The organism is Achromobacter sp. (assembly GCF_050285565.1).
GTDB lineage: Bacteria > Pseudomonadota > Gammaproteobacteria > Burkholderiales > Burkholderiaceae_B > Achromobacter.
The window spans coordinates 133439-153253 of record NZ_JBLZXG010000012.1 but is presented as its reverse complement, the minus strand read 5'-3'; the positions used below and the strand labels follow the sequence as shown (position 1 = coordinate 153253).

Annotated in this window: 15 protein-coding genes and 1 other RNA gene; 1 reads left to right on the top strand and 15 read right to left on the bottom strand. The window is 70.0% G+C overall.

Annotated features, from left to right (window positions below):
• Positions 1–37 precede the first annotated feature (37 nt).
• The 11 genes from ACN6O8_RS23370 to ACN6O8_RS23320 form a co-directional block, all read right to left on the bottom strand.
• Positions 38–850: an ABC transporter ATP-binding protein gene (locus ACN6O8_RS23370; protein WP_427993361.1), complete on the bottom strand. Its 813-nt coding sequence runs from the start codon at positions 848–850 to the stop codon at positions 38–40.
• A complete protein-coding gene (locus ACN6O8_RS23365) occupies positions 843–1883 on the bottom strand; it encodes an ABC transporter substrate-binding protein (RefSeq protein WP_427993360.1) in 1041 nt (346 codons plus the stop codon). The genes ACN6O8_RS23370 and ACN6O8_RS23365 overlap by 8 nt, the downstream gene beginning before the upstream one ends.
• Entirely contained in the window at positions 1864–3153 is a 1290-nt protein-coding gene (locus ACN6O8_RS23360) for a CaiB/BaiF CoA transferase family protein (RefSeq protein ID WP_427993359.1), read from the bottom strand. Before ACN6O8_RS23360 ends, ACN6O8_RS23365 begins: the two co-directional genes overlap by 20 nt.
• A gap of 96 nt (positions 3154–3249) precedes the next feature.
• On the bottom strand, positions 3250–3858 hold the full coding sequence (gene recR, locus ACN6O8_RS23355) for a recombination mediator RecR (protein WP_006385499.1): 609 nt from the start codon (positions 3856–3858) through the stop codon (positions 3250–3252).
• 67 nt (positions 3859–3925) lie between these two features.
• Complete coding sequence (locus ACN6O8_RS23350) at positions 3926–4252, bottom strand: YbaB/EbfC family nucleoid-associated protein (RefSeq protein ID WP_006385500.1); 327 nt, start codon at positions 4250–4252, stop codon at positions 3926–3928.
• Positions 4253–4296: 44 nt separating this feature from the next.
• On the bottom strand, positions 4297–6513 hold the full coding sequence (locus ACN6O8_RS23345; RefSeq protein ID WP_427993358.1) for a DNA polymerase III subunit gamma/tau: 2217 nt from the start codon (positions 6511–6513) through the stop codon (positions 4297–4299).
• Between the two features lie 121 nt (positions 6514–6634).
• Positions 6635–6732: signal recognition particle sRNA small type (gene ffs / locus ACN6O8_RS23340), an RNA gene on the bottom strand.
• Between the two features lie 207 nt (positions 6733–6939).
• Positions 6940–10470, bottom strand: coding sequence for a UvrD-helicase domain-containing protein (locus ACN6O8_RS23335; protein WP_427993357.1), 3531 nt, complete (start codon positions 10468–10470; stop codon positions 6940–6942).
• 3 nt (positions 10471–10473) lie between these two features.
• On the bottom strand, positions 10474–13137 hold the full coding sequence (locus ACN6O8_RS23330; protein ID WP_427993402.1) for a PD-(D/E)XK nuclease family protein: 2664 nt from the start codon (positions 13135–13137) through the stop codon (positions 10474–10476).
• Between the two features lie 59 nt (positions 13138–13196).
• Complete coding sequence (locus ACN6O8_RS23325) at positions 13197–13373, bottom strand: hypothetical protein (protein WP_427993356.1); 177 nt, start codon at positions 13371–13373, stop codon at positions 13197–13199.
• 1 nt (position 13374) lies between these two features.
• Entirely contained in the window at positions 13375–14574 is a 1200-nt protein-coding gene (locus tag ACN6O8_RS23320) for an MFS transporter (protein ID WP_427993355.1), read from the bottom strand.
• A gap of 261 nt (positions 14575–14835) precedes the next feature.
• On the opposite strand from ACN6O8_RS23320, the gene ACN6O8_RS23315 reads away from it, so the two are divergent.
• The gene (locus tag ACN6O8_RS23315) at positions 14836–15789 is read left to right on the top strand and encodes an NAD(P)H-dependent flavin oxidoreductase (RefSeq protein WP_427993354.1); all 954 of its coding nucleotides are present in this window, start codon (positions 14836–14838) and stop codon (positions 15787–15789) included.
• A 340-nt stretch (positions 15790–16129) separates the two neighbouring features.
• Here ACN6O8_RS23315 and ACN6O8_RS23310 read toward each other — a convergent pair whose 3' ends face one another.
• From ACN6O8_RS23310 to ACN6O8_RS23295, 4 genes are all read right to left on the bottom strand, one after another.
• A complete protein-coding gene (locus tag ACN6O8_RS23310) occupies positions 16130–17101 on the bottom strand; it encodes a Bug family tripartite tricarboxylate transporter substrate binding protein (RefSeq protein WP_427993353.1) in 972 nt (323 codons plus the stop codon).
• 79 nt (positions 17102–17180) lie between these two features.
• Complete coding sequence (locus tag ACN6O8_RS23305; RefSeq protein WP_427993352.1) at positions 17181–18377, bottom strand: CaiB/BaiF CoA transferase family protein; 1197 nt, start codon at positions 18375–18377, stop codon at positions 17181–17183.
• Entirely contained in the window at positions 18374–19108 is a 735-nt protein-coding gene (locus tag ACN6O8_RS23300; RefSeq protein WP_427993351.1) for an enoyl-CoA hydratase/isomerase family protein, read from the bottom strand. Before ACN6O8_RS23300 ends, ACN6O8_RS23305 begins: the two co-directional genes overlap by 4 nt.
• Before the next feature lie 91 nt (positions 19109–19199).
• The gene (locus tag ACN6O8_RS23295; RefSeq protein ID WP_427993350.1) at positions 19200–19736 is read right to left on the bottom strand and encodes a MarR family winged helix-turn-helix transcriptional regulator; all 537 of its coding nucleotides are present in this window, start codon (positions 19734–19736) and stop codon (positions 19200–19202) included.
• Positions 19737–19815 lie beyond the last annotated feature (79 nt).

The following is a 19815-nucleotide window of genomic DNA, read 5'->3' as shown; positions in this document are numbered from 1 at the left end:
GTAGGGAAGCGGGCGTGGCCGGAATCAGGCATCGGCCTCAGGCCCGCTTCTGTTGTTGGGCATAGCCCTTGAGCACTTCCTCGCGCAGCACGGCCCAGATGGCCGCGTGCAGTTCGACGAAGCGCGGGTTGTTGCGCACTTCGGCCACGTCGCGCGGACGCGGCAGGTCGATGGCGAACTCGCCGATGGGATGCGTGCCCGGCCCGGCCGACAGCACCACCACGCGGTCGCTCATGGCGATGGCTTCGTCCAGGTCATGGGTGATGAACAGCACCGCCTTGCGCTTGGCCATCCACAGGTCCAACACCTCGTTTTCCATCAGCTGGCGCGTCTGGATGTCGAGCGCCGAGAACGGCTCGTCCATCAGGATGATGTCGGGATCGCGGATCAGCGTCTGCGCCAGCATGGCGCGCTTGCGCATGCCGCCCGACATCTGGTGCGGATAGCGGCTTTCGAAGCCGCTCAGGCCGACGCGGCGCATCCAGTCGCGGCCACGCTCGAGCGCTTCGTCGCGCGGCACGCCGGCGAAGTCGAGCCCGGCCACCACGTTGTCGAGCGCGCTGCGCCAGGGCAGCAGCGCCTCGCCCTGAAACATGTAGCCGGCGCGCGCATTGATGCCCGCCAGCGGCTGGCCAAACACCAACACCCGCCCCGACGACGGCGCCAGCAGGCCGGCGCTGACGTTGAGCAGGGTGGATTTGCCGCAGCCCGTCGGGCCCACCACCGACACGAACTCGCCCGGCGCGATGGCCAGGCTGGTGTCGCTGACGGCGGTGTAGCGCTGCGAGCGATCGTCGCGGGAGACAAAGGTGCAGCTGATGTTTTCCAGCGATAGCGCAGCGTCAGCCATTGGGGTATTTCTCGTTGGCGCGGCGGGCGAAGTCGTTGGTCCAGACCTTGGACGGATCGATCTTGGCGCCGTCGAAGTCCGCCTGGTAGGCGGCCAGCGCCTTGAGCGCGGTGGCGGCGCCATCCTCGGGGATCATGCCGTCGGGCGACAGACCTTCCAGGCTCTTGCCGATGGCGGCCTTGTACACCGCCGGGTCGCCCAGCAGGTAGGTCTCGGGCACGACCTTGGCGATCTCGTCGGGGCCGGCCTTCTGGATCCACTTGTCGGCCCGCACCATGGCGTTGGTCAGCGCCTGCACGGTGTTGGGATTGGCGTCGATGAATGCCTGCGGCGCGTACAGGCAGCCGGCCGGCATGTTGCCGCCGAAGATGTCCTGGGTGTCCTTGAGCGTGCGGGTGTCGACGATGATCTGGATGTCGCCCGGCATCTCGAGCATCGACACCACCGGGTCGGTGTTGGAGATGGCGTCGATCTGGCCGCTGCGCAGCGCGGTCACCGCGCCGGCGCCGGCGCCCACGCCGATGATGGAGACGTCCGAGGCCTTCAGGCCGTGCTTGGCCAGGAAGAAGCTGACCACCATGTTGGTGGACGAACCCGGCGCGGTCACGCCGATCTTCTTGCCCTTGAGGTCGGCGGGGCCCTTGTAATTGGGCAGGTTCTTCTTGGATACGCCCACGCCGATCATCGGCGCGCGGCCCTGCAGCACGAAGGCGCGGTAGGCCTGGCCCTTGGATTGCATCGACAGGGTGTGTTCGAAGGCGCCCGAAACCACGTCGGCGCTGCCGCCGACCACCGCCTGCAAGGCCTTGGAACCGCCGGCGAAGTCGGCGATGGAGACGTCCAGGCCCTCGTCCTTGAAATAACCGCGCGCCTCGGCGATGGACAACGGCAGGTAGTAGATCAGGGGCTTGCCGCCCACGGCGATCTGAACCTTGGTCTTTTCCAGCTTCTGAGCGCGCACGATGGCGGGGGCCATGCCCATGACGCCGGCGGCGCCGGCCATCTTGAGCAAATCACGGCGTGTGACTGACATGTATTGTCTCCTTGGGATCGGGGATACCGATAGCGCCGGTCTGCGCCAGCTTGTCGATAGCCGCTGAATCATACCCCAGCGATTTCAGGACTTCCTCGGTATGTTCCCCTAATGAGGGGCCGACCCAGCGCGTGCCGCCCGGGGTTTCCGAGAGCTTGGGCACCACCGCCGGCAACTTGACCGGGCTGCCATCGGCGAAGTGATGCTGCTCGATCATGCGGCGCGCCAGGAACTGCGGATCGCTGAACATGTCGGCCACGCTGTAGATCTTGCCGACCGGCACGTCGGCCGCCTTCAGGGTGTTGAGCGCCTCTTCGATGCCACGGCCGTCGCACCATTGCTGGATGGCGCCGTCGATCTCGGCGACTCGCCGGGCGCGGCCATCGTTGCGCACCAGCTCGGGGTCCGAGGCCAGATCGTCGCGGCCGATGGCCCGCATCAGGCGGTGGAAGATCGCATCGCCATTGCCGGCGATGACGATGTTCTGGCCATCGCGCGTCGTATAGGTGTTGGACGGCACGATGCCGGGCAGCGCGCCGCCGGTGCGCTCGCGCACCACGCCGGCCACGTCGTACTCGGGCACCAGGCTCTCCATCATGTTGAACACGGCCTCGTACAGCGCCACATCGACCATCTGGCCTTGCCCCGCCTGGCAGCCCTCGCCCTGCACGCCGTTCCAGCGGCCGCCGGTGGCGTCGCGGTGGCGCAGCGCCATCATGGCGCCGATCACGCCATGCAGCGCGGCGATCGAATCGCCGATCGAAATGCCGACCCGCAGCGGCGGCCGGTCGGGATGGCCCGATACGTAGCGCAGGCCGCCCATGGATTCGCCGATGGCGCCGAAGCCGGGCTGGTCTTTCATCGGGCCGGTCTGGCCATAGCCGGACAAACGCACCATGATCAGCGCGGGATTGATGGCGCGCAGTTGTTCATAGCCCAGGCCCCACTTCTCCAGCACGCCGGGGCGGTAGTTCTCGACCACCACGTCGGCGTCCAGCGCCAGCCTGCGGGCGATCTCGCGGGCCTCGGGGTGCTTCAAGTTGAGGGCGATGGATTGCTTGTTGCGGGCCTGCACCGTCCACCACAACGAATTGCCTTCGTGCAAATGGCGCCAGCTGCGGATGGGGTCGCCCCCACCGGTGCCGTCGGGGCCGTGCGGCGTTTCCACCTTGATGACGTCGGCGCCGAATTCGCCGAAGATGCGCGCGGCGAACGGGCCGGCGATGAGCGTGCCGAGTTCCAGGACCTTCAGGCCGGTCAGGGCTGACATGGCGGTTGTCTTCCTCTCGTGGAGGCCGCGCCGCGTGGGCTGGCCATTCTTCCAATGCCCGCCGGTACATTGCCGGCGGACTATCGTGGATGCGTATCAGGTGGTCTTGCGCTCCATCAGCGCCCAGGCGATGGTGCCGGCGTCAACGTATTCGAGTTCGCTGCCGGCCGGCACGCCGCGCGCCAGGCGCGTGACCCGCAGGCCGCGCTCGCCCAGGGCCTCGCCCAGGAAATGCGCGGTGGTCTCGCCTTCGGCGGTGAAGTTGGTGGCCAGGATGACCTCCTGCACCACGCCGTCGGTGGCGCGGCGGATGACGCGGTCGAAATCCAGCTCGCGCGGGCCGATGCCTTCCAGCGGCGCCACGCGGCCCATCAGCACGTAATACAGGCCGCGATAGCCGTGGCTGGACTCGATCATGTTCTGGTCGGCCGGCGTCTCGACGATGCACAACAGGGAGGGATCGCGCTTGGGATTGGCGCAGGTGGCGCACACGTCCTCTTCGGCGAAGCTGTTGCAACGCGAGCAATGGCGCAGGTCGCGCACCGCCCCGGCCAGCGCGCGGCCGAGCATGTCGGCGCCCTGGGGGTCGTGCTGCAACAGGTGATAGGCCATGCGCCGCGCGGAACGCACGCCCACGCCGGGCAGGCGCCGCAGCGCCTCGATCAGCGAGACCAGCGGTTCGGGTTCGGGCAGTAGAGGATCCATGACACGGCGAAAACTTGCGGGCGGCAAAGGCCGCGCCGCCGGAAGCGGCCGCGGCCGGGACGTGCAATCAGAACGGCAGCTTCATGCCCGGGGGCAGCGGCATGCCGGCGGTGACGGACGCCATCTTTTCCTGCGAGGTGGCTTCGGCCTTGCGCAGCGCGTCGTTGAAAGCGGCGGCGACCAGGTCTTCCAGCATGTCCTTGTCGTCGGCCAGCAGCGACGGATCGATCTCGACGCGCTTGACGTCGTGGCGGCAGGTCATGGTGACCTTGACCAGGCCGCCGCCGGAGGCGCCTTCGACCTGGATCTCGGCCAGCGCGTCCTGCGCCTTCTTCATGTTTTCCTGCATCTGCTGCGCCTGGCGCATCAGGCCGGCCAGTTGTCCTTTCATCATGATGGTGCTTCCTTGAACGAGGGAATGTGGGGATTGCCGGCGCGTTACGCGGCGGCGGAAGGGGAATCGACGTGGCGGATCGAACCGGCCACGACATGGGCGCCGAAGTCGGCCACCAGCGCCTGCACGAAGGGATCGACGGCGACCGCGTCCTCGGCGGCCTGCTGGCGCGCCGCGCGCTCGGCCTGGGCCACGGCGTGGGCGGTGGCTTCACCGACCGCGCCAACGTCCACGTCCAGCCGGATGCCCTGGCCGAAGTGTTCGCACAGCACCGTCTGCAGGCGCACGCGGCTTTCGCTTTCGGCCAGCGTCTTGACCGCCACGCGCAGGATGATGGCGTCGCCCTGCACGCCGGCCCATTCGCTCTGGCGCGCCAGCTCGGCGGCCAGGCCGGTGACCGGCAGGCGCGCGGCCAGCTCGGGCCAGGCGGCGGGAGTCATGTCGGCCAGGCGCGCGCGCGACTGGCGCTTGCGCGCCGGCGCGGCGCCTTCGCGCCGCACGGGCGCCGCCGACGGCGCGGGCGCGGCCGATGGCGCGCTGGCCAGGGTTTCGAAATCGTCGTCGGGATCCGACGTGAAGCCGCCGTCCGGGACGAAACCGCCTTCGGCCTCGAACGGGATTTCCTCGTCGACCCACGACGGCGGGCCGTCGTCTTCCGCGGCCGGCGCGACCGCGGCAGCAGCGGGTGTCAAGGCCAGCGGGGCCGACTTGGCGGCTGTCGGGGCAGCGACGGGGGCGTCCGTGGCGGGCGCATCCTCGACGGTGGCGGCGGTATCCGCGGCGGGCGTCGACGGCCGAATTGAGGCTTCGCCAGCGGCCGGAGCCGAACCCGCGGCAGCGGGGGCATCTTCCCAAGGCGGCACGCTGGCGGCGGCGGATTGGGCGGCCGGCTGGACCGCTGCGGGCGTGGCGACGGGCGTGGCGGCCACCGGCGCGGGCGGCACGGCGGCGGGCGCGGCGGCCGGGGCCGGCGCGGCGTTCGCTTGCGGTGCGCTAGCGGGGGCGGACGGCGCGGGGGCGGCCGGGGGCGGCGCGGGAGCAACCGCTTGCGCGGCCGGCGCGGCCCGTGGCGCCACCGGCGCGGCGGCGACCGGCGCCGCTTGCGGCGGCTGCGCGGCGGGCTCGGCCGTCTGGCGCGCCGGCGTGGCGGGCGCCTCGATCGCGGTCTGCGGACCGGCGTCACCGTTGAGCGCCAGCATGCGCAGGCAGGCCATGATGAAACCGGCGTACTCGTCCGGCGCCAGGGTCAGTTCACCCCGGCTGTGCACCGCCACCGAATAGAACAACTGCACCGCGTCGGGATGCAGGGTCTGCGCCAGACGGGCGATGTCGGCCGCCAGCGGATCCTCGGCCGGCATCACGCCCGACACCCGCTGCTCGATGGCGACGCGCGAGAGCAGCACGGCCAGATCGGCCAGCGCGCCGGCATACGACAGGCCGCGCGTGGCCAGTTCGTCGGCCACCGCCAGCACGCCCTTGGCATCGCCGCTGGACAGCGCGTCCAGCAGGCGCACCAGGTGGCGCTGGTCGATGGTGCCGAGCATGCCGCGCACGGCGTCCTCGGTCAGGTTGCCGGCGCTATAGGCGATGGCCTGGTCGGTCAGCGACAGCGCATCGCGCATGGAGCCCGACGCGGCCTGCCCGATCAGGCGCAGGGCCGGCACTTCGAAGCCGACCTGCTCTTCGCCCAGCACCGCCTGCAGGTGGCCCACGATGGAGTCGGCCGGCATCTGCTTCAGATTGAATTGCAGGCAGCGCGACAGCACCGTGACCGGGATCTTCTGCGGGTCGGTGGTGGCGAGGATGAATTTGACGTGCGGCGGCGGCTCTTCCAGCGTCTTGAGCATCGCGTTGAACGCGTGCCCGGTGAGCATGTGCACTTCGTCGATCATGTAGACCTTGAAGCGGCCCGCGCCCGGCGCGTAGACGGCCTGCTCCAGCAACTGGGTCATTTCCTCGACGCCACGATTGGAGGCGGCGTCCAGTTCGAGGTAGTCGACGAAACGGCCGGCATCGATCTCGGTGCAGGCGCGGCAGACGCCGCAGGGCTTGGAGGTGATGCCGGTTTCGCAGTTGAGCGATTTGGCCAGGATGCGCGACAGCGTGGTCTTGCCGACGCCGCGGGTGCCGGTGAACAACCAGGCGTGGTGCAGGCGCTGGGTGTCGAGCGCATGCGTCAGCGCGCGCACCACGTGATCCTGTCCCACGAGGGTTTCGAACGATCGCGGCCGCCACTTGCGGGCCAGTACCAGATAAGTCATGGCGGGATTGTAGAGCCTTTGCAAGAGCCTATGCGATTGCTGGCGCGAAATGCAAAAGGGACGGAATCATCTTCCGGGGGAATCCCCCTTGGAAAACAACCCCGTCCCCTTTGAGAAACCGGTTGGCGAGCCTTACTCCGGCACTGACCCTAAACGACTATGGCTGCTTCGTTCCCGACCTGACCAGGTTCACCGTCGAACCATGCGAAGGGGCCCGCCAAGCAAGATTCTAGCAGAGCTTCGCGTTGCTCGCTCGGCTAGCCTCTTGCTTGGCGGGCCCCGGGGGGCTGTATGTGCGCCCCCTCCCCGGCCCTCCCCCCGAGGGGGAGGGAGGGAAGACGTTGCTTCGCTTGTCTTGACGGCTCGCTTCGCTTTGCCTTGTCTTGACGGCTTGCTTCGCTTTGCTTTGGTGGGGGCTGCTGTTTTTTATAGGTCGATCCAGGCTTGGGCGCGGGGGAAGTAGAGGGCGGCGCGGGCCTTGCGGCCGTCCAGGGCGGTGACTTGGGCGCAGTAGCGCAGGAGTTGGTCGCCGTGGCGTTGGCGCATGCGTTGGGCGAAGGCGGCGGGGGACTCGTTGGGTTGCGGACGGCCGGTCTTGTAGTCGACGATGAGCCAGCCGTCTTCGGTGCTGAGGGCCAGGTCGATAACGGAGACTTTGCCGGCGGCGTCGATGAGGGGCCACTCGCGGCGGGCGCCGGATTGGGACAGGAGCCAGAGGCCACGCTCGTCGGCCAGGGTCGATTGGAGGGTGTCGAGGACGGCTTCGGCGGCAGCGTCGGCCTGGCTGGCGGGGATGCCGGCGCGGGTCAGTTGGCGGCGTATCGCGGGCAGGCGTTGGGCCAGGGCGCCGACCGGCCAGGCGGAGACGCCGTCGTGGCCGATACGGGCCAGCCAGGCGTGGGCCAGGGTGCCGATGGCGGCGTCGTAGCCGGATTCGAGTTGCCAGGCGGGATGCTCGGCGCTGTCGCCCCAGGCGCCGCGCGCGGCCGCGGCGAAGCCGGGGCTGATGCTGACATCGGCCTGGCGCGCCAGTTGTGTCAGGCCGTCCCGGTGCACCCGGCGCAGCGGCTCGCCTTGCCATTCGGGGCCATCGTCACGGGGAGCGGCGGGGTCGCCGTCCGTGGCGGGTGGCACGGGCGTTTCCAGGCACGGCCAGAGGCGGCCCAGCAAGCTGGCGGAAGGCGGCGTCTTGGGCTGGCCGGTGGCTTCGTCAAGGGCGACGTGGCCAACCAGGTGCAGGCGCTTGCGGGCGCGGGTGGCGGCGACGTACAGCAGGCGATCGATTTCGTAGGCGGCGCGGCGCGCCTCGCGCGCGCCGAGGTAACGCGACACCGGATCGGCCTCGGTTTCGGCGCGGGGCTTGACCGGGCCGAACAGCACCCGGCCAGCGCTTTGCTCGAAGCGCACCAGCGGTGGCTGGTCGCCGCGCGGCGCGCGGTGCAGGCCATAGAGAATCACCGTTTCGAATTGCAGGCCCTTGGACTTGTGCATGGTCATGACCTCGACGGCGGCCTCTTCGTCGGCCGCGTCGGGCGCCGCGAACAGGCGCGCGATGCCGGCGTCCAGCGCGGCCGGGTCGATGGCGCCGTGCGGCGCCAGGCGTTCGACCAGTTGGAACAGGCTTTCGGCATCGTTGGCCACCGACGGGCCGCTGTAGAGCCCGGGGCCGCCCAAGCGGCGCCAGAGCGCTTCGACCCAGGCCGCGAACGGCATGGCGCCCGAGGCGTTGCGCGGGTCCAGCAATATCGCCGCCACCTGCCGCAGGCGCGCGTATTCGTCGGGATGCAGCAAGGCCTCGGCCGAGCGCGGGACGTCCACATCGCTCGCCGCGGCCGGCGTCAACGCCGGATCGCCCCCCGATACCTCGGGCGCCGCATCGTCGGACAAGGCTCCTTGCGCCGGATTCTCGGCGTCGTCGAACAATGATCCCTGGCGCGCCGCCGGCGCAGCGACCACGGGCGCTGCCTTCACCGGCGCCGGACGCAACAAGCGCTCCAGCAGCACCGGCACCGGCGTCACGTGGTCGGCGCCGAACAGGCGCTGCAGCGACGCCAGCGTGAGGCCGCAGAACGGCGCCCGCAGCACCGACAGCCACGCCAACCGATCGCCCGGATGGGACAGCGCCCGCACCAGTTGCACCAGGTCCGCCACCACCGGCCGCAACGCCAGCGGCACCAGATCCACGGCGCGGCAGCGGATGCCTTCCTGCGCCAGCCGCCGCGTCAGGTTGCCCAGGTGGCTGCGGGCCCGCACCAGGATCGCGACCGGGTGCTTGCTGCCCGCGTGCTCGGCCAGCGCCTGCCGCACCAGGCCGACCGCGATGTCCTCGGCCTGTTCCTCGGCCGCGGCGGCGCCGGCGCGCGACCAGGCGGGATGGAAACGCACGGCCGCGCCGGGCAGCGCCTCGTGGAAGGCGCTGGAGGGGCTGTACTTGATCGCGCCCGCGCTGGCATCGCTACGCTTGGGCAGCAGTTGCGCGAACGACTGGTTGACCCATTCGACGATGCCCGCCTGCGAGCGGAAATTGTCGGTCAGGTTGAGAAACGCCGGTTGCAGTTCGCCCACGCCCTGCTCCGCAACCTCCAGGAACAGGCCCACTTCCGCCTTGCGGAAACGGTAGATCGATTGCATCGGATCGCCCACCAGGAACAGGCTGCGGCCGTCGCCCGCCTGCCAGCCCGAGGTCAGCGTGCGCAGCAGGTCGAGCTGCGTCTGGCTGGTGTCCTGGAATTCGTCGATCAGCAGATGGCGGATGGATGCGTCCAGCTTGAGCAGCAGTTCGCCGGGGTCGTCGGCGCTGCCCAGCGCCGCGGCCGCGCGCTGCGAGATCTCGATGAAGTCGACCTCGCCGGTATCCGCGAAGCGCAGCCGCAGTTGCGCCACCGCCAGCGCCAGCGTCATCAACTGCGCGCCCAGCACTTCCCACTGGGCATCGCTCAATTGCGGCGCGGGCATGTCGCGCACGGCGGCCAGGCGCCGCACCCAGGGCGCGTCGCCGTCCGCGCTTTCGAGCCAGGCGACGAAGGGTTCCTTGTGCGCGCACTTGGCCGGAAAACCCAGGGTCTTGGTGACGGTCTTGCGCAGGGAACCGGCGCCGGTCAGCAGCAGATGCGCGACGGCGCGCCACTGGTCCAGCGCCTCGGCGTCGGGCGGCAGCTCATCGGTCCAGTCGAGCAGTGCCGCCAGCCGGTCGTCTTCGCCGCCGTCCCGCAATTGCGCCGCGGCCAGACGCGCCGGGCCGCACAGCGCGTCGGCCCAGCCCCGGGGCATGGCCTGGCACAGGCCGTCCAGGTCTTCGCCGATGGCTTCGGCCAGCGTCTGTTCCAATGCCTCGCGGTCGGAACCGTGGCGCAGCAGCGGCAGCCACTGGTCGCGCTGGCCCAGCATGTCGGCGATGGCGTCCTTGGCGGCCTGCACATCCACATCCATGTGCTGCAGCAGGATGCGCACCGCATCGTAATCGTCCGCCAGGTCGAGCGTGGCGCGGGCCGCGGCTTCGTAGTGCGCGCGCGCGTCATCGGTGATCTCGGGCATGCCGCCCAGCTCGGACAGCCACGGCATGCTGCGCACCAGGCCGGCGCAGAAGGAGTCGATGGTGCGAATGGCCAGGCGCGCCGGGTGTTCCAGCAGATGCCACTGCTGCGCGTCATTGCGCGCCAGCGCGGCGCGCGCCAGTTCCCAACTGCGCCGTTCGTGCGCGGCCTGGGGCGGCGCCTCCAGGCCGCGCCGCAACTTGCTCAGCACGCGCGCGTGCATCTCGGAGGCAGCCTTGCGGGTAAAGGTGATGGCGACGATTTCCTCGGGCCGGTTGACCGTGGCCAGCAATGCCAGGATGCGGTCGGTCAGCAGCTCGGTCTTGCCGGAGCCGGCGGGCGCCTGTACCAGGAACGAGCGCGCGGGATCCAGCGCGGCCGCGCGCGCGGCGTGGTCCCGGGGCTGGCGTTCGACTTCGGCCATGGTTCAGGCGTCCTCATCGTCCAGGTGCAAGCGCAGGAACGGCAGCGCATCGCAGTATTTCAGGTCATCGCGCCGGTAGGCGACATTGGCGGCATGGCCCGCCACGTATTCATCGGCCAGCGATTCGATCGCGGCGCGCCAGCGCTGGCGGATCTCGGGCCAGGAGAGACCGTCGAAATATTTGCTCTCGGCGGCCAGCGTCACGCCCTCCAGGCCCAGGTCTGCGTCGGCCAGCCCTTGCGCGGCCACCTGGCGCGCGTGGATCTGGGCCAGCACCAGGCCGGCGACCTCGCCGCCGGCCGCGTCGGCCAGCACGGAGGCGTAGAACGGCAACTGCACGTTGACGGGGCGGCTGCGCGACCAATCCGGCTCGGGCTTGGCGGCGGCCACGCCGGTCTTGTAGTCGACGATGACACTGCGGCCATCGGCCAGCGTGTCGATGCGGTCCAGCCGCAGTTTCAGGTGCAGCGCGCCATGGCGCCATTGGTGGTTTTTCTCGACCTGCGCCACGGCGAATGGCAGGCGCCGCGCTTCGAGGTCGAGCCATGACGCCAGCACCGCGCGAGCCCGCGCGCATTCCAGCGCCTTGAGGGCCGGCGCGTATTGCGTGAGTTCCTCGTCCGCCGCCTGCGCCACCGCCTGCTCAAGCAGCGCCGGCAGACGGCCGCCGGCCAGCGTGGCGTGCAGGGCCTCCTGGTCGGGCAGCATGCCCCACACCAATTCGAGCGCCTTGTGCAGAAACTGCCCGCGCACGTTGACGGTGGCCGCGTCAGCATAGGGCGCCAGCTCGCGCCCGCCCAACCGATGCCGCACAAAGGCCCACAATGGGTTGCGCGCCTGGGTATCGAGGACGTCCAGGCCGCCGCCGCCACGATCATCGGCCGCCAGGGGCGGCCCGCGCGTATCGTCCAGCGACTCCTGCGGCAAGGCGGCGACGGCGGCAAGCGGGGCCGGCCGCCAGTCGGTCAGAACCGCCGCGGCGATCAGCGGCGAGGGCCGCAGTTCGCGTTCGCCATCCATGTGCGCGTGGCTGACGATCACCTGCGGCGCGCAGCGGCACAACGCCGCGTAGATGCCCTCGGCCCATTCGCGCTCGCGCTCGGGCGTGGCGCGTGGCGCCTTGGCCTGGCGCAGCACGGCCAGCGGCAGCAGTGGATTCGGTTTGGGCGAGGCCGGCAGCACGTCGTCGGTCAGGCCCAGTATCCAGATGCCATCCCAGAAGCCGCCCTCGGCCTCGAGCAGGCCCAGCACATCGAGCCGCGCCAGCGGATCGCGCTGCGGCTGGAACGAGGCCGAGCGCGCCACGCTCCGCAGCAGATTGACCGCCGCCACGCCGCCCAGCTTGCCGGCGGCCGGCGCCAGCGCGGAGAAGCTGCCCAGGGCCTCGCCCAGCGCCCCCAGCACCTGGTAGCCGACACTGTCCAGCACGCCCTCGCCGGGAAACCCCAGCGCCGTCAGCGCCGCTTTCATGCGCAGCATCCAGACGTCGCAGGCGGCGCGGGCGCCGCCGCGTGTCCAGATGTCCATGGCCTGCTCCCAGGCCTGCGCCAACGCGGGCACCGCCGCCAGTTGCTTGCGCCACTCGGCCGCGCCGAGGTGGATCTGGCCGCGCCGCCGCCAGCGCGCATCGATGGCGGCCAGGCGCGCCCGCTCGCTGACATCGCCGGCGCAGTGCCCCGCCAGCAATGCCGCGCCCAATACCTCGACGCCACAGCCCTTGCCCGCCGCGCATTCGGCCAACGCGCGCAACCAGGCCAGCGCGGCGCGCGCCAGCGGCCATTCGTCCAGCGGACGGCCAACCGCCACGTTGAAGGCGAACGCCGGCGCGCCATCGCGGCCCGCCAGGGCCTGGCTCAGGATACGGCGCGCGAACGGCGACTCGGCCTCGAGTTGCGGCGAGACGATGGCATAGCGGCCGGTGGGATGCGCAGCAAGCTGGCCCGCGGCCCATTCGGCCGCCGCGCGCCACTGCGCGCCCTGGTCGGGCGCTTCGAAGCGCCGCGGCGTAGCCGGCGCGCGTTGCGCATCGCGCCATTGCGCGATCCGGCAACCCTGCGCTTCGAAGGCGCGCAACAGGCGCTGGAAACGTGGCGACAGGTCGGTGAAGCCGGCCAGCGCCAGGTGGCCGGGAATAGCCAGGCGGCCGTCTTCGAGCGCCCGCAAGACCCGCGCGTAGCCCTGGTTGGCGTCCTCGGCGTCGATGGCGGCCAGGGCCTTGCGGTAGCGCTGGCGCCAGCGGGCAAAACCGCGGTATTCATCGGTATCGGCGCCGGACGGCACCTGCAATGTCCATTCGTCCATCAGCAGGTCGGCGTCCATCGCCAGGCGGGCGGCCTGGCTGGCGTCGAGCAGCACGCGTTCGGCTTCTTCGGCGCGGATGGCTTCGGTCCAGACCAACTGGGTGGCGAAGCTGTCGAGGCGATAGGCCGGCACGTCCTGGCCGTCGTCGAACGCCAGTTCGTTGGCGGACTCGACCAGCCACGCGGACAGCGGCAAGATGCGGGGCAATTCGCTGACCTGGCGTTCCTGGCGCAACAGGCCGGCCAGCTCGAGCGTGAGCCGGCGCGACAGGCGGTTGTTGACCGTCAGCACCAACAGATCGGCGGCGGGCATGGCGCCGAGGTCGGACAGGCTGAGATCAGGGTAGGAAAGCGGCGCGTCCTGCATGGCAAGGCGAAGAGTCATTCAACGCCGTAGGATACCGCGAGCCCGCGCCGGCGGCGTGGCTAAAAACCGCACAGCGAGGCCAGGTTTTCCCAGTGGATCTGCATGTCGGGCGTGGTGTAGCCCCAGAAGGCCAGGCCCAGCACCAGCGCCAGCGCCGCCCAGCCCAGCAGCCGCCAGCCGCGATGGCGGCGCGCGGCGGGGGCGCAAGGCGTGGCGCGCATGACGGGCGGCGGCATGTCAGGCAGCGGCCGGCTGCGCCAACGGCTGTTCGCGCACCGGCAGGCACAGCAACGCCGCGGCCACCGCCAACGCCACGCCCAGCCACCACACCAGATCGTAGTTGCCGGTCCTGGCATAGGCATAGCCGCCCAGCCAGACCCCGATGAAGCTGCCGACCTGGTGCCCCAGGAACACAATGCCGGACAGGGTCGCGGCGTAGCGCAGGCCGTAGATCTGGCCGATCAGCCCCTGCGTCAAGGGCACGGTGCCCAGCCAGAACAGGCCCATCCAGGCCGCGAACGCATACAGCACCCACGCCGACAGCGGCAGCCACAGCAGCAACAGGATGCCGAAGGCGCGCATGCCGTAGACCACCGCGAGCAGTCGCTTCTTGCTGTACTTGCCGCCAAGCTTGCCGGCGTAGAACGAGCCCAGCACGTTGAACAGCCCGATCAGTGCGATCGCGGTGGCGCCCTGTCCCGGCGTCAGGCCACCGTCGGTGACATAGGCCGGCAGGTGCAGCGTGATGAACGCGGTGTGGAAGCCACAGACGAAATAGCTCCAGAACAGGAAGTGGAACGAAGGATGCCGCACCGCCTGGCGCACCGCCGCCGCCAGCGATTGCTGCGGCCCGCCATGCGCCTGCGGGCGACCCCGCAGGTAATAGGCCAGCGGCGCGGCGCAGGCCACGAACAGCGACAGTACCCACAGCGCGCCCGGCCAGTCCAGGCCGGTGATCAGCACCTGGCCGGTCGGCACCACGGCGAACTGGCCGAGCGAACCGCCGGCGCTGGCGATGCCCATGGCGGTGCTGCGATAGGCGGGCGGCACGGCGCGCGCCACCACCGGCAGGATCACCGGGAAGGTCGTGCCGGCCTGACCCAGGCCGACCAGCAGGCCGGCGCTCAGGTACAGCGTGGTTTCGTCGGTGGCAAAACGCGTGCCGATCATGCCCAGCATGTACAGCACCGCGCCCAGCGCGATGGTGCGGCCGGAACCATAGCGGTCGGCCAGGATGCCCATGAAAATGCAGGCTACGCCCCAGACCAGGTTCTGTAACGCGAAGGCCATGGAAAACACCTCGCGGCCCCAGCCATGAGCCAGGCCCATCGGCTGCATGAACAGGCCGAAGGTAGCGCGCACGCCCATGGCCAGCAGCACCACCAGGGTACCCAGGATGAGGGTGCGGACGTAACGGGTATCGGTAGTGCTGGACATGGTTGTTCTTATTGATGACGGCGGGCGCCCCCTCCTCGGGACGGTCGGGCGGACGGCCAGACGCGCACATCATAAACAAATAACCGGACGCGGCCGGCAATACCCGCGTCGGCGGCTCGCGTATCACGGCCCCAGTCCGGCCGCGGCATCGGTGGCCCGACCGTGCGTGCGCCGCGCCGGCGGTACGCGCCGCCCCCGGAATATAGTTGATTTTATCAACCATATATTCCAGAATGGGACTTTCTCCCCTCAGACCAAGCCATGACTCTGCAAACCCCGTTGACCCGCCTGCTGGGCACGCGTTATCCGATCATCCAGGGCGGCATGAGCTGGGCCTCGTCGAACGCGGCGCTGGCGCTGGCCGTGTCGCGCGCCGGCGGACTCGGCGTGATCGCCGCCGGCCCCATGTACCCCGAGGCGCTGCTGGCCGCCATCCGCGAAGTCCGCGCCGGCACCGACGCGCCTTTCGCGGTCAATATCCCGCTCTACAACAAGCGCGCGCAGGAACACATGGACATCGTGCTGGCCGAAGGCGTGCCGGTCATCATCGCGTCGCAGGGCGGACCGCAGAAGCACATCGGCCGGGCGCGCCAGGCCGGCGCCAAATGGCTGCAGGTGATCGCCAGCCCCGAGCATGCCGTCAAGGCCGAAGCGGCCGGCGTGGATGCGGTGATCGCGGTCGGGCTGGAAGCCGGCGGCCATCCCGGCCCCGATGAAATCGGCCTGCAGGTGCTGCTGCGTGCCGTCGTGCGGCGCGTGTCGGTGCCGGTGGTGGCGGCCGGCGGCATCGCCGACGGCGCCGGCATCGCAGCCGCGCTGTGCCTGGGCGCGGCGGGCGCGCAACTGGGAACCCGCTTCCTGCTGACCCCCGAGGCCGGCGTCTGCGATGCCTACAAGGCGGCGGTGCTGGCGGCCGGCGTGGCCGACACCACGCTGGTGGGCCGTGGCCGCTCGCCGGTGCGCATGCTGCGCAACGCGTTCGCCCGCGACTATCTCGCGGCAGAACGCGACGGCGACCCGGCCATGCTGGAGACGATGTTCGCCGGCAGTTCCTTGAAGCAGGCCGCCTTCGACGGCGACGTGCAAGGCGGCAAGGTCGAGGCCGGCCAGAGCGCGGGCTTGATCGAGAGCCTGCAACCGGCCGGCGCGGTGGTCGAGCAATTGGTGGCGCAAACGCGCGCGGCGCTCAGGCGCGTGGCGCTGCTGGCGCAGTGAGTGGCGGCGCGCCGCCATGCCGCGCCTCTCGGTGGCGTATCGGCCGTTCCCGGCATCGCTTCGGCGGCAATGACGGCGTCCCGTTCCGAACAAGGTCCGGCAGGTGCAGCCTGGCGCAGTTCGGCAACCACGTTGGTATCCAGCAGGAACATCATTGGACGTCCGCGGGACGGGCAATTCGGGTGAGCGGGGGGCATCGAGTTCGGTGTCGGCCAGGCCGGGCATCGACAGCGCGCTGACGATACTTCGCTTTTTGCCGGCCAGGCGCCAGTAGTCCTCGATGGCGAACCTCAGGATCCATCGAGGGCTGCAAAGCGCCATCACAGCCGCGGGATTCATCCTATTTCTTCATCAGCCCCGCCGCCTGCACCAGTTTGCGCATGGCGGCCTGGTCTTGCTCCACGAAGGCGGTGGCTTGCTGCGGCGTCATGTTCCACAGGTCCACGCCCTGCGCTTGCATCAGCTTGCTGTATTCGGGATTGGCGTTGACCTTGGCCACCGCGTCGTTCAGGCGCCGCAGGATTTCCGGCGGCGTGCCCTTGGGCGCGGCCAGGCTGTACCAGGACGCCGATTCCGCGCCCTTCACGCCGGATTCGGCCAGCGTCGGCACGTCCGGCAGCAACGGCGAGCGATGACCGTTGGCGTAAGCCAGCGCCTTCAGGCGGCCGCTGCGGATGAACTGCAGGCTGGCGGCCAGGTTCAGCACCGCCATGTCCACCTGCCCGCCCACCAGGTCGTTGATGGCCGGCGCCGCGCCGCTGTAGGGGATGTGGACGATGTCCACGCCGGCGCGTTCGCGGAACAGTTCGGCGCCCAGATGCGGCGAGCTGCCCGGCCCGGCCGACGCATAGTTGATGCGGCCCGGCTCCTTGCGCGCCATCGCAATTAATTGTTCGACGCTGTCGGCCTTGAGCGTGGGCCGCACCACCAGCATGTTGGGCTGGTTGGCAACGATCGAGACGAAAGCGAAGTCCTTGATGCCGTCGTAGGGCGTCTGCTGCATCAGCGGCGTCACGACGTGGGCGGCCGAGGTACCGAGCAGCAGCGTGTAGCCGTCCGGCTTGGCGCGCGCGACGAAGTTGGCGCCAATGGCCGCGCCGCCGCCGGCCTTGTTCTCGACGATGACGGGCTTGCCCAGTTGCTTTTCCAGCTCGCGCGCCAGGGCCCGCCCCAGCACATCGGCGGGACCGCCGGCGGCGTAAGGGTTGACCAGCGTGATCGGTTGCGAGGGATAGGCATCGGCGGCGACGGCCGACGCGCACAGCGCGCCCGCCACCGCCGCGCCGCACAGCAGGCGCTTCAGAATCTTCATGGTTTGTCTCCTGGAATATTGTGTTTTATGCGTGGTGTTGTGCGAGGGATGACCTTCCGGGGCATCTCGCCCCGGCCGGCTAGATCGCGCCCTGCGCGCGTAACGCCTCGATCTGCGCGGGCGACAGCCCCAGCCGGCCGGCCAGCACGCCATCGGTGTGCTCGCCAAGCAAGGGCGGCCGCTGCAGCCGCGGATCGTCGAAGCCGTGGAACTTGAACGGCACCGGCACCGCGCCGAAGCGGCCGATGGCGGGATGCTCGTAGCTGGCCACCATGCCGCGCGCCAGCACGTGTTCGTTGTGCAGGATCTCCTCCACGTCAAGGATCGGGCCGGCCGGCACGCCGCGCGCGTCGCAACGGCGGCACAGTTCGTCGCGGGTCAGCCGGGCGGCGGCGGCGGACAGGCCGGCCATGACTTCCTCGCGGCGCGCCACGCGCACGGCGTTGCGCGCCAGTTCCGGATCGTCGGCCCATTGCGGCAGGTCGAGCGCCTCGCACAGCGGCTTCCAATGCTGGTCGCTGCCCGTGATTTGCACCCAGCGGCCATCGCCGCATTCGAAGGCGGCCGACGGCACCCGGCCGGGATGTTCGGTGCCAAGGCGCGGCGGCACTTCGCCCAACGCGAAATAACGCGCGGCCGCCAGCGACAGCAGGCCGACCTGGCCGTCCAGCATGGAGAAGTCGATGTGGCAGCCGTGCCCTGAGCGCGCGCGCCCCACCAGCGCCGACAGGATGCCGATGGCGGCCCACAGCCCCGAGGTCAGGTCGCTCACCGGCAGGCCCGGCTTGACCGGACCGCCGCCCCGCTCGCCGGTCAGGCTCATGATGCCGCCCATGGCCTGGAACACGGTGTCATAGCCCTTGCGCGGCGCGTACGGCCCGGTCATGCCGAAGCCAGTGCACGAGAAATAGATCAGGCCGGGGTTGTCTGGCGCGATGTGGTCGCGGTCCAGCCCATACTTGGCCAGCGTGCCCACCGGGAAATTCTCGACCACCACGTCGCAGGTCTGCGCCAGGCGCCGGATCAACGCCTGGCCCTCGGCGTGGCGGAAGTTCACCGTGACCGACTGTTTGCTGCGGTTGAACGCCAGGTAGTAGGCCGACTCGGTGCCGCCTTCGCCCCGCACCTTGGGCTCGAAGCCGCGCGTCTCGTCGCCGCCGCCAGGCTGTTCGACCTTGATGACCTCGGCGCCCAGTTCGGCCAGGATCATCGATGCGAACGGGCACGCCAGCACGCGCGACAGGTCCAGGATAGTGACGCCCTCCAGCGGCCTCATCGCGCCGCTCCCTGACGGAAGCCGCGCATGATGACGTTGGCGTCGCGGCCCACGCCCAGCGCCTCGGCCAATCCCAGGTCGGCCGCGCGGTGGAAGGCGCGCTTGGTCAGGCCCATGGCCGCGGGTTCCCAGCCGGCCAGGCGCTGCGCCATTGCCAGCGCGGCGTCCAGCACTAGCGCGGCGGGAACCACGCGGTTGGCGATGCCCAACTGCGACGCGCGCGCGCCGTCGACGGGTTCGGCCATCGCCACCAGCTCGAAGGCATGCTTGCGGCCCACTTGCCGCACCAGGTTGGCCATGACCACGGCGGCCACGATGCCGTGGCGCAATTCCGGATAGCCGAAGCGCGCGTCCTCGGCCATCACCGTCAGGTCGCAGGCCAGCGCCAGGCCGGCGCCACCGCCAAGCGCATTACCGTGCACCGCGCCGATGACCGGTTTGGCCATGCGCGAGAACACCAGGTGCAGATCGGTCGTCAGGTCGGCGCGGCGCAGCACCGCGTCCGGCTGTTCCGGCGTCAGCGCCGAGAATTCGGTGGTATCGGCGCCGGCGCAGAACGACTTGCCATTGCCCGTCAGCACCACCGCGCGCACGGACTCGTCGCGGTCCGCCTGGCGCAGCGCTTCCAACAGCGCCGTGGTCAACGCGGTGTTCAGGGCGTTGTGCTTTTCCGGGCGGTTCAGGCGCAGCAGCCGGACGGCGCCCAGGTCTTCGATGATCAGTTCCGACATCAGGAATATCCTCTTGCAATGACGATGCGTAAATTGATTGATTAAATCAACAATAAAAGTAAAAAAAGGCGCAAGGCGCCGCCCCACGCATTCAGCGCGGCTGCACGCCGCGCCCGCGACGCGCCGGCACCTCCGCCTTGCAGTCGTTCAACATTTCCAGCGCGTGCGCCGTCAGCTTGTCCAGCATGCGTTCCATGGCCTCGCGCTCGGCGTCCGACAGCACCGACAGCATGCGCTCGTTGCGCTCGACCGCGGCCGGGAACATTTCGTCGTACAGCGCGCGGCCGGCGCGCGTCAGATCCAGGCTGACGCCACGGCCGTCCTGGCTGTCGGCGCTGCGCTGGATCAGACCGCGCTCGATCAGCTCGGACACCGTGCGGCTGGCCTGGCTCTTGTCGATGTTGGCCTCGCGCGCGACGGCGTTGAGCGACATGTCCGGCGCGGCGCCCAGCAACGCGATGATGCGCCATTCTCGCGGGCCGACACCGTAGCGGCTTTCGTTCAAACCGGCGGCGATGCGGCTGGACACATAGGCCAGCCGGTTCAGGCGGTACGAGAACAGTTGCTTCAATGCGCGGGGTTCAGGACGCGCGGCGGGAGCGGACTTGGGTGCGGTGCGGGTGGCCATGGCGGACTCGTCAAATGCGGAAAAACGCGGCGCGCGCGCTCGGCGCGCGCCACTGCCCGCATGATATACAAAGGCGGCG

Excerpts from the sequence above, each read along its gene's own strand:
- ACN6O8_RS23370 (WP_427993361.1), bottom strand. The coding sequence starts at position 850 with ATGGCTGACGCTGCGCTATCGCTGGAAAACATCAGCTGCACCTTTGTC.
- ACN6O8_RS23365 (WP_427993360.1), bottom strand. The coding sequence starts at position 1,883 with ATGTCAGTCACACGCCGTGATTTGCTCAAGATGGCCGGCGCCGCCGGC.
- ACN6O8_RS23360 (WP_427993359.1), bottom strand. The coding sequence starts at position 3,153 with ATGTCAGCCCTGACCGGCCTGAAGGTCCTGGAACTCGGCACGCTCATC.
- recR (WP_006385499.1), bottom strand. The coding sequence starts at position 3,858 with ATGGATCCTCTACTGCCCGAACCCGAACCGCTGGTCTCGCTGATCGAG.
- ACN6O8_RS23350 (WP_006385500.1), bottom strand. The coding sequence starts at position 4,252 with ATGATGAAAGGACAACTGGCCGGCCTGATGCGCCAGGCGCAGCAGATG.
- ACN6O8_RS23345 (WP_427993358.1), bottom strand. The coding sequence starts at position 6,513 with ATGACTTATCTGGTACTGGCCCGCAAGTGGCGGCCGCGATCGTTCGAA.
- ACN6O8_RS23335 (WP_427993357.1), bottom strand. The coding sequence starts at position 10,470 with ATGGCCGAAGTCGAACGCCAGCCCCGGGACCACGCCGCGCGCGCGGCC.
- ACN6O8_RS23330 (WP_427993402.1), bottom strand. The coding sequence starts at position 13,137 with ATGCAGGACGCGCCGCTTTCCTACCCTGATCTCAGCCTGTCCGACCTC.
- ACN6O8_RS23325 (WP_427993356.1), bottom strand. The coding sequence starts at position 13,373 with ATGCCGCCGCCCGTCATGCGCGCCACGCCTTGCGCCCCCGCCGCGCGC.
- ACN6O8_RS23320 (WP_427993355.1), bottom strand. The coding sequence starts at position 14,574 with ATGTCCAGCACTACCGATACCCGTTACGTCCGCACCCTCATCCTGGGT.
- ACN6O8_RS23315 (WP_427993354.1), top strand. The coding sequence starts at position 14,836 with ATGACTCTGCAAACCCCGTTGACCCGCCTGCTGGGCACGCGTTATCCG.
- ACN6O8_RS23310 (WP_427993353.1), bottom strand. The coding sequence starts at position 17,101 with ATGAAGATTCTGAAGCGCCTGCTGTGCGGCGCGGCGGTGGCGGGCGCG.
- ACN6O8_RS23305 (WP_427993352.1), bottom strand. The coding sequence starts at position 18,377 with ATGAGGCCGCTGGAGGGCGTCACTATCCTGGACCTGTCGCGCGTGCTG.
- ACN6O8_RS23300 (WP_427993351.1), bottom strand. The coding sequence starts at position 19,108 with ATGTCGGAACTGATCATCGAAGACCTGGGCGCCGTCCGGCTGCTGCGC.
- ACN6O8_RS23295 (WP_427993350.1), bottom strand. The coding sequence starts at position 19,736 with ATGGCCACCCGCACCGCACCCAAGTCCGCTCCCGCCGCGCGTCCTGAA.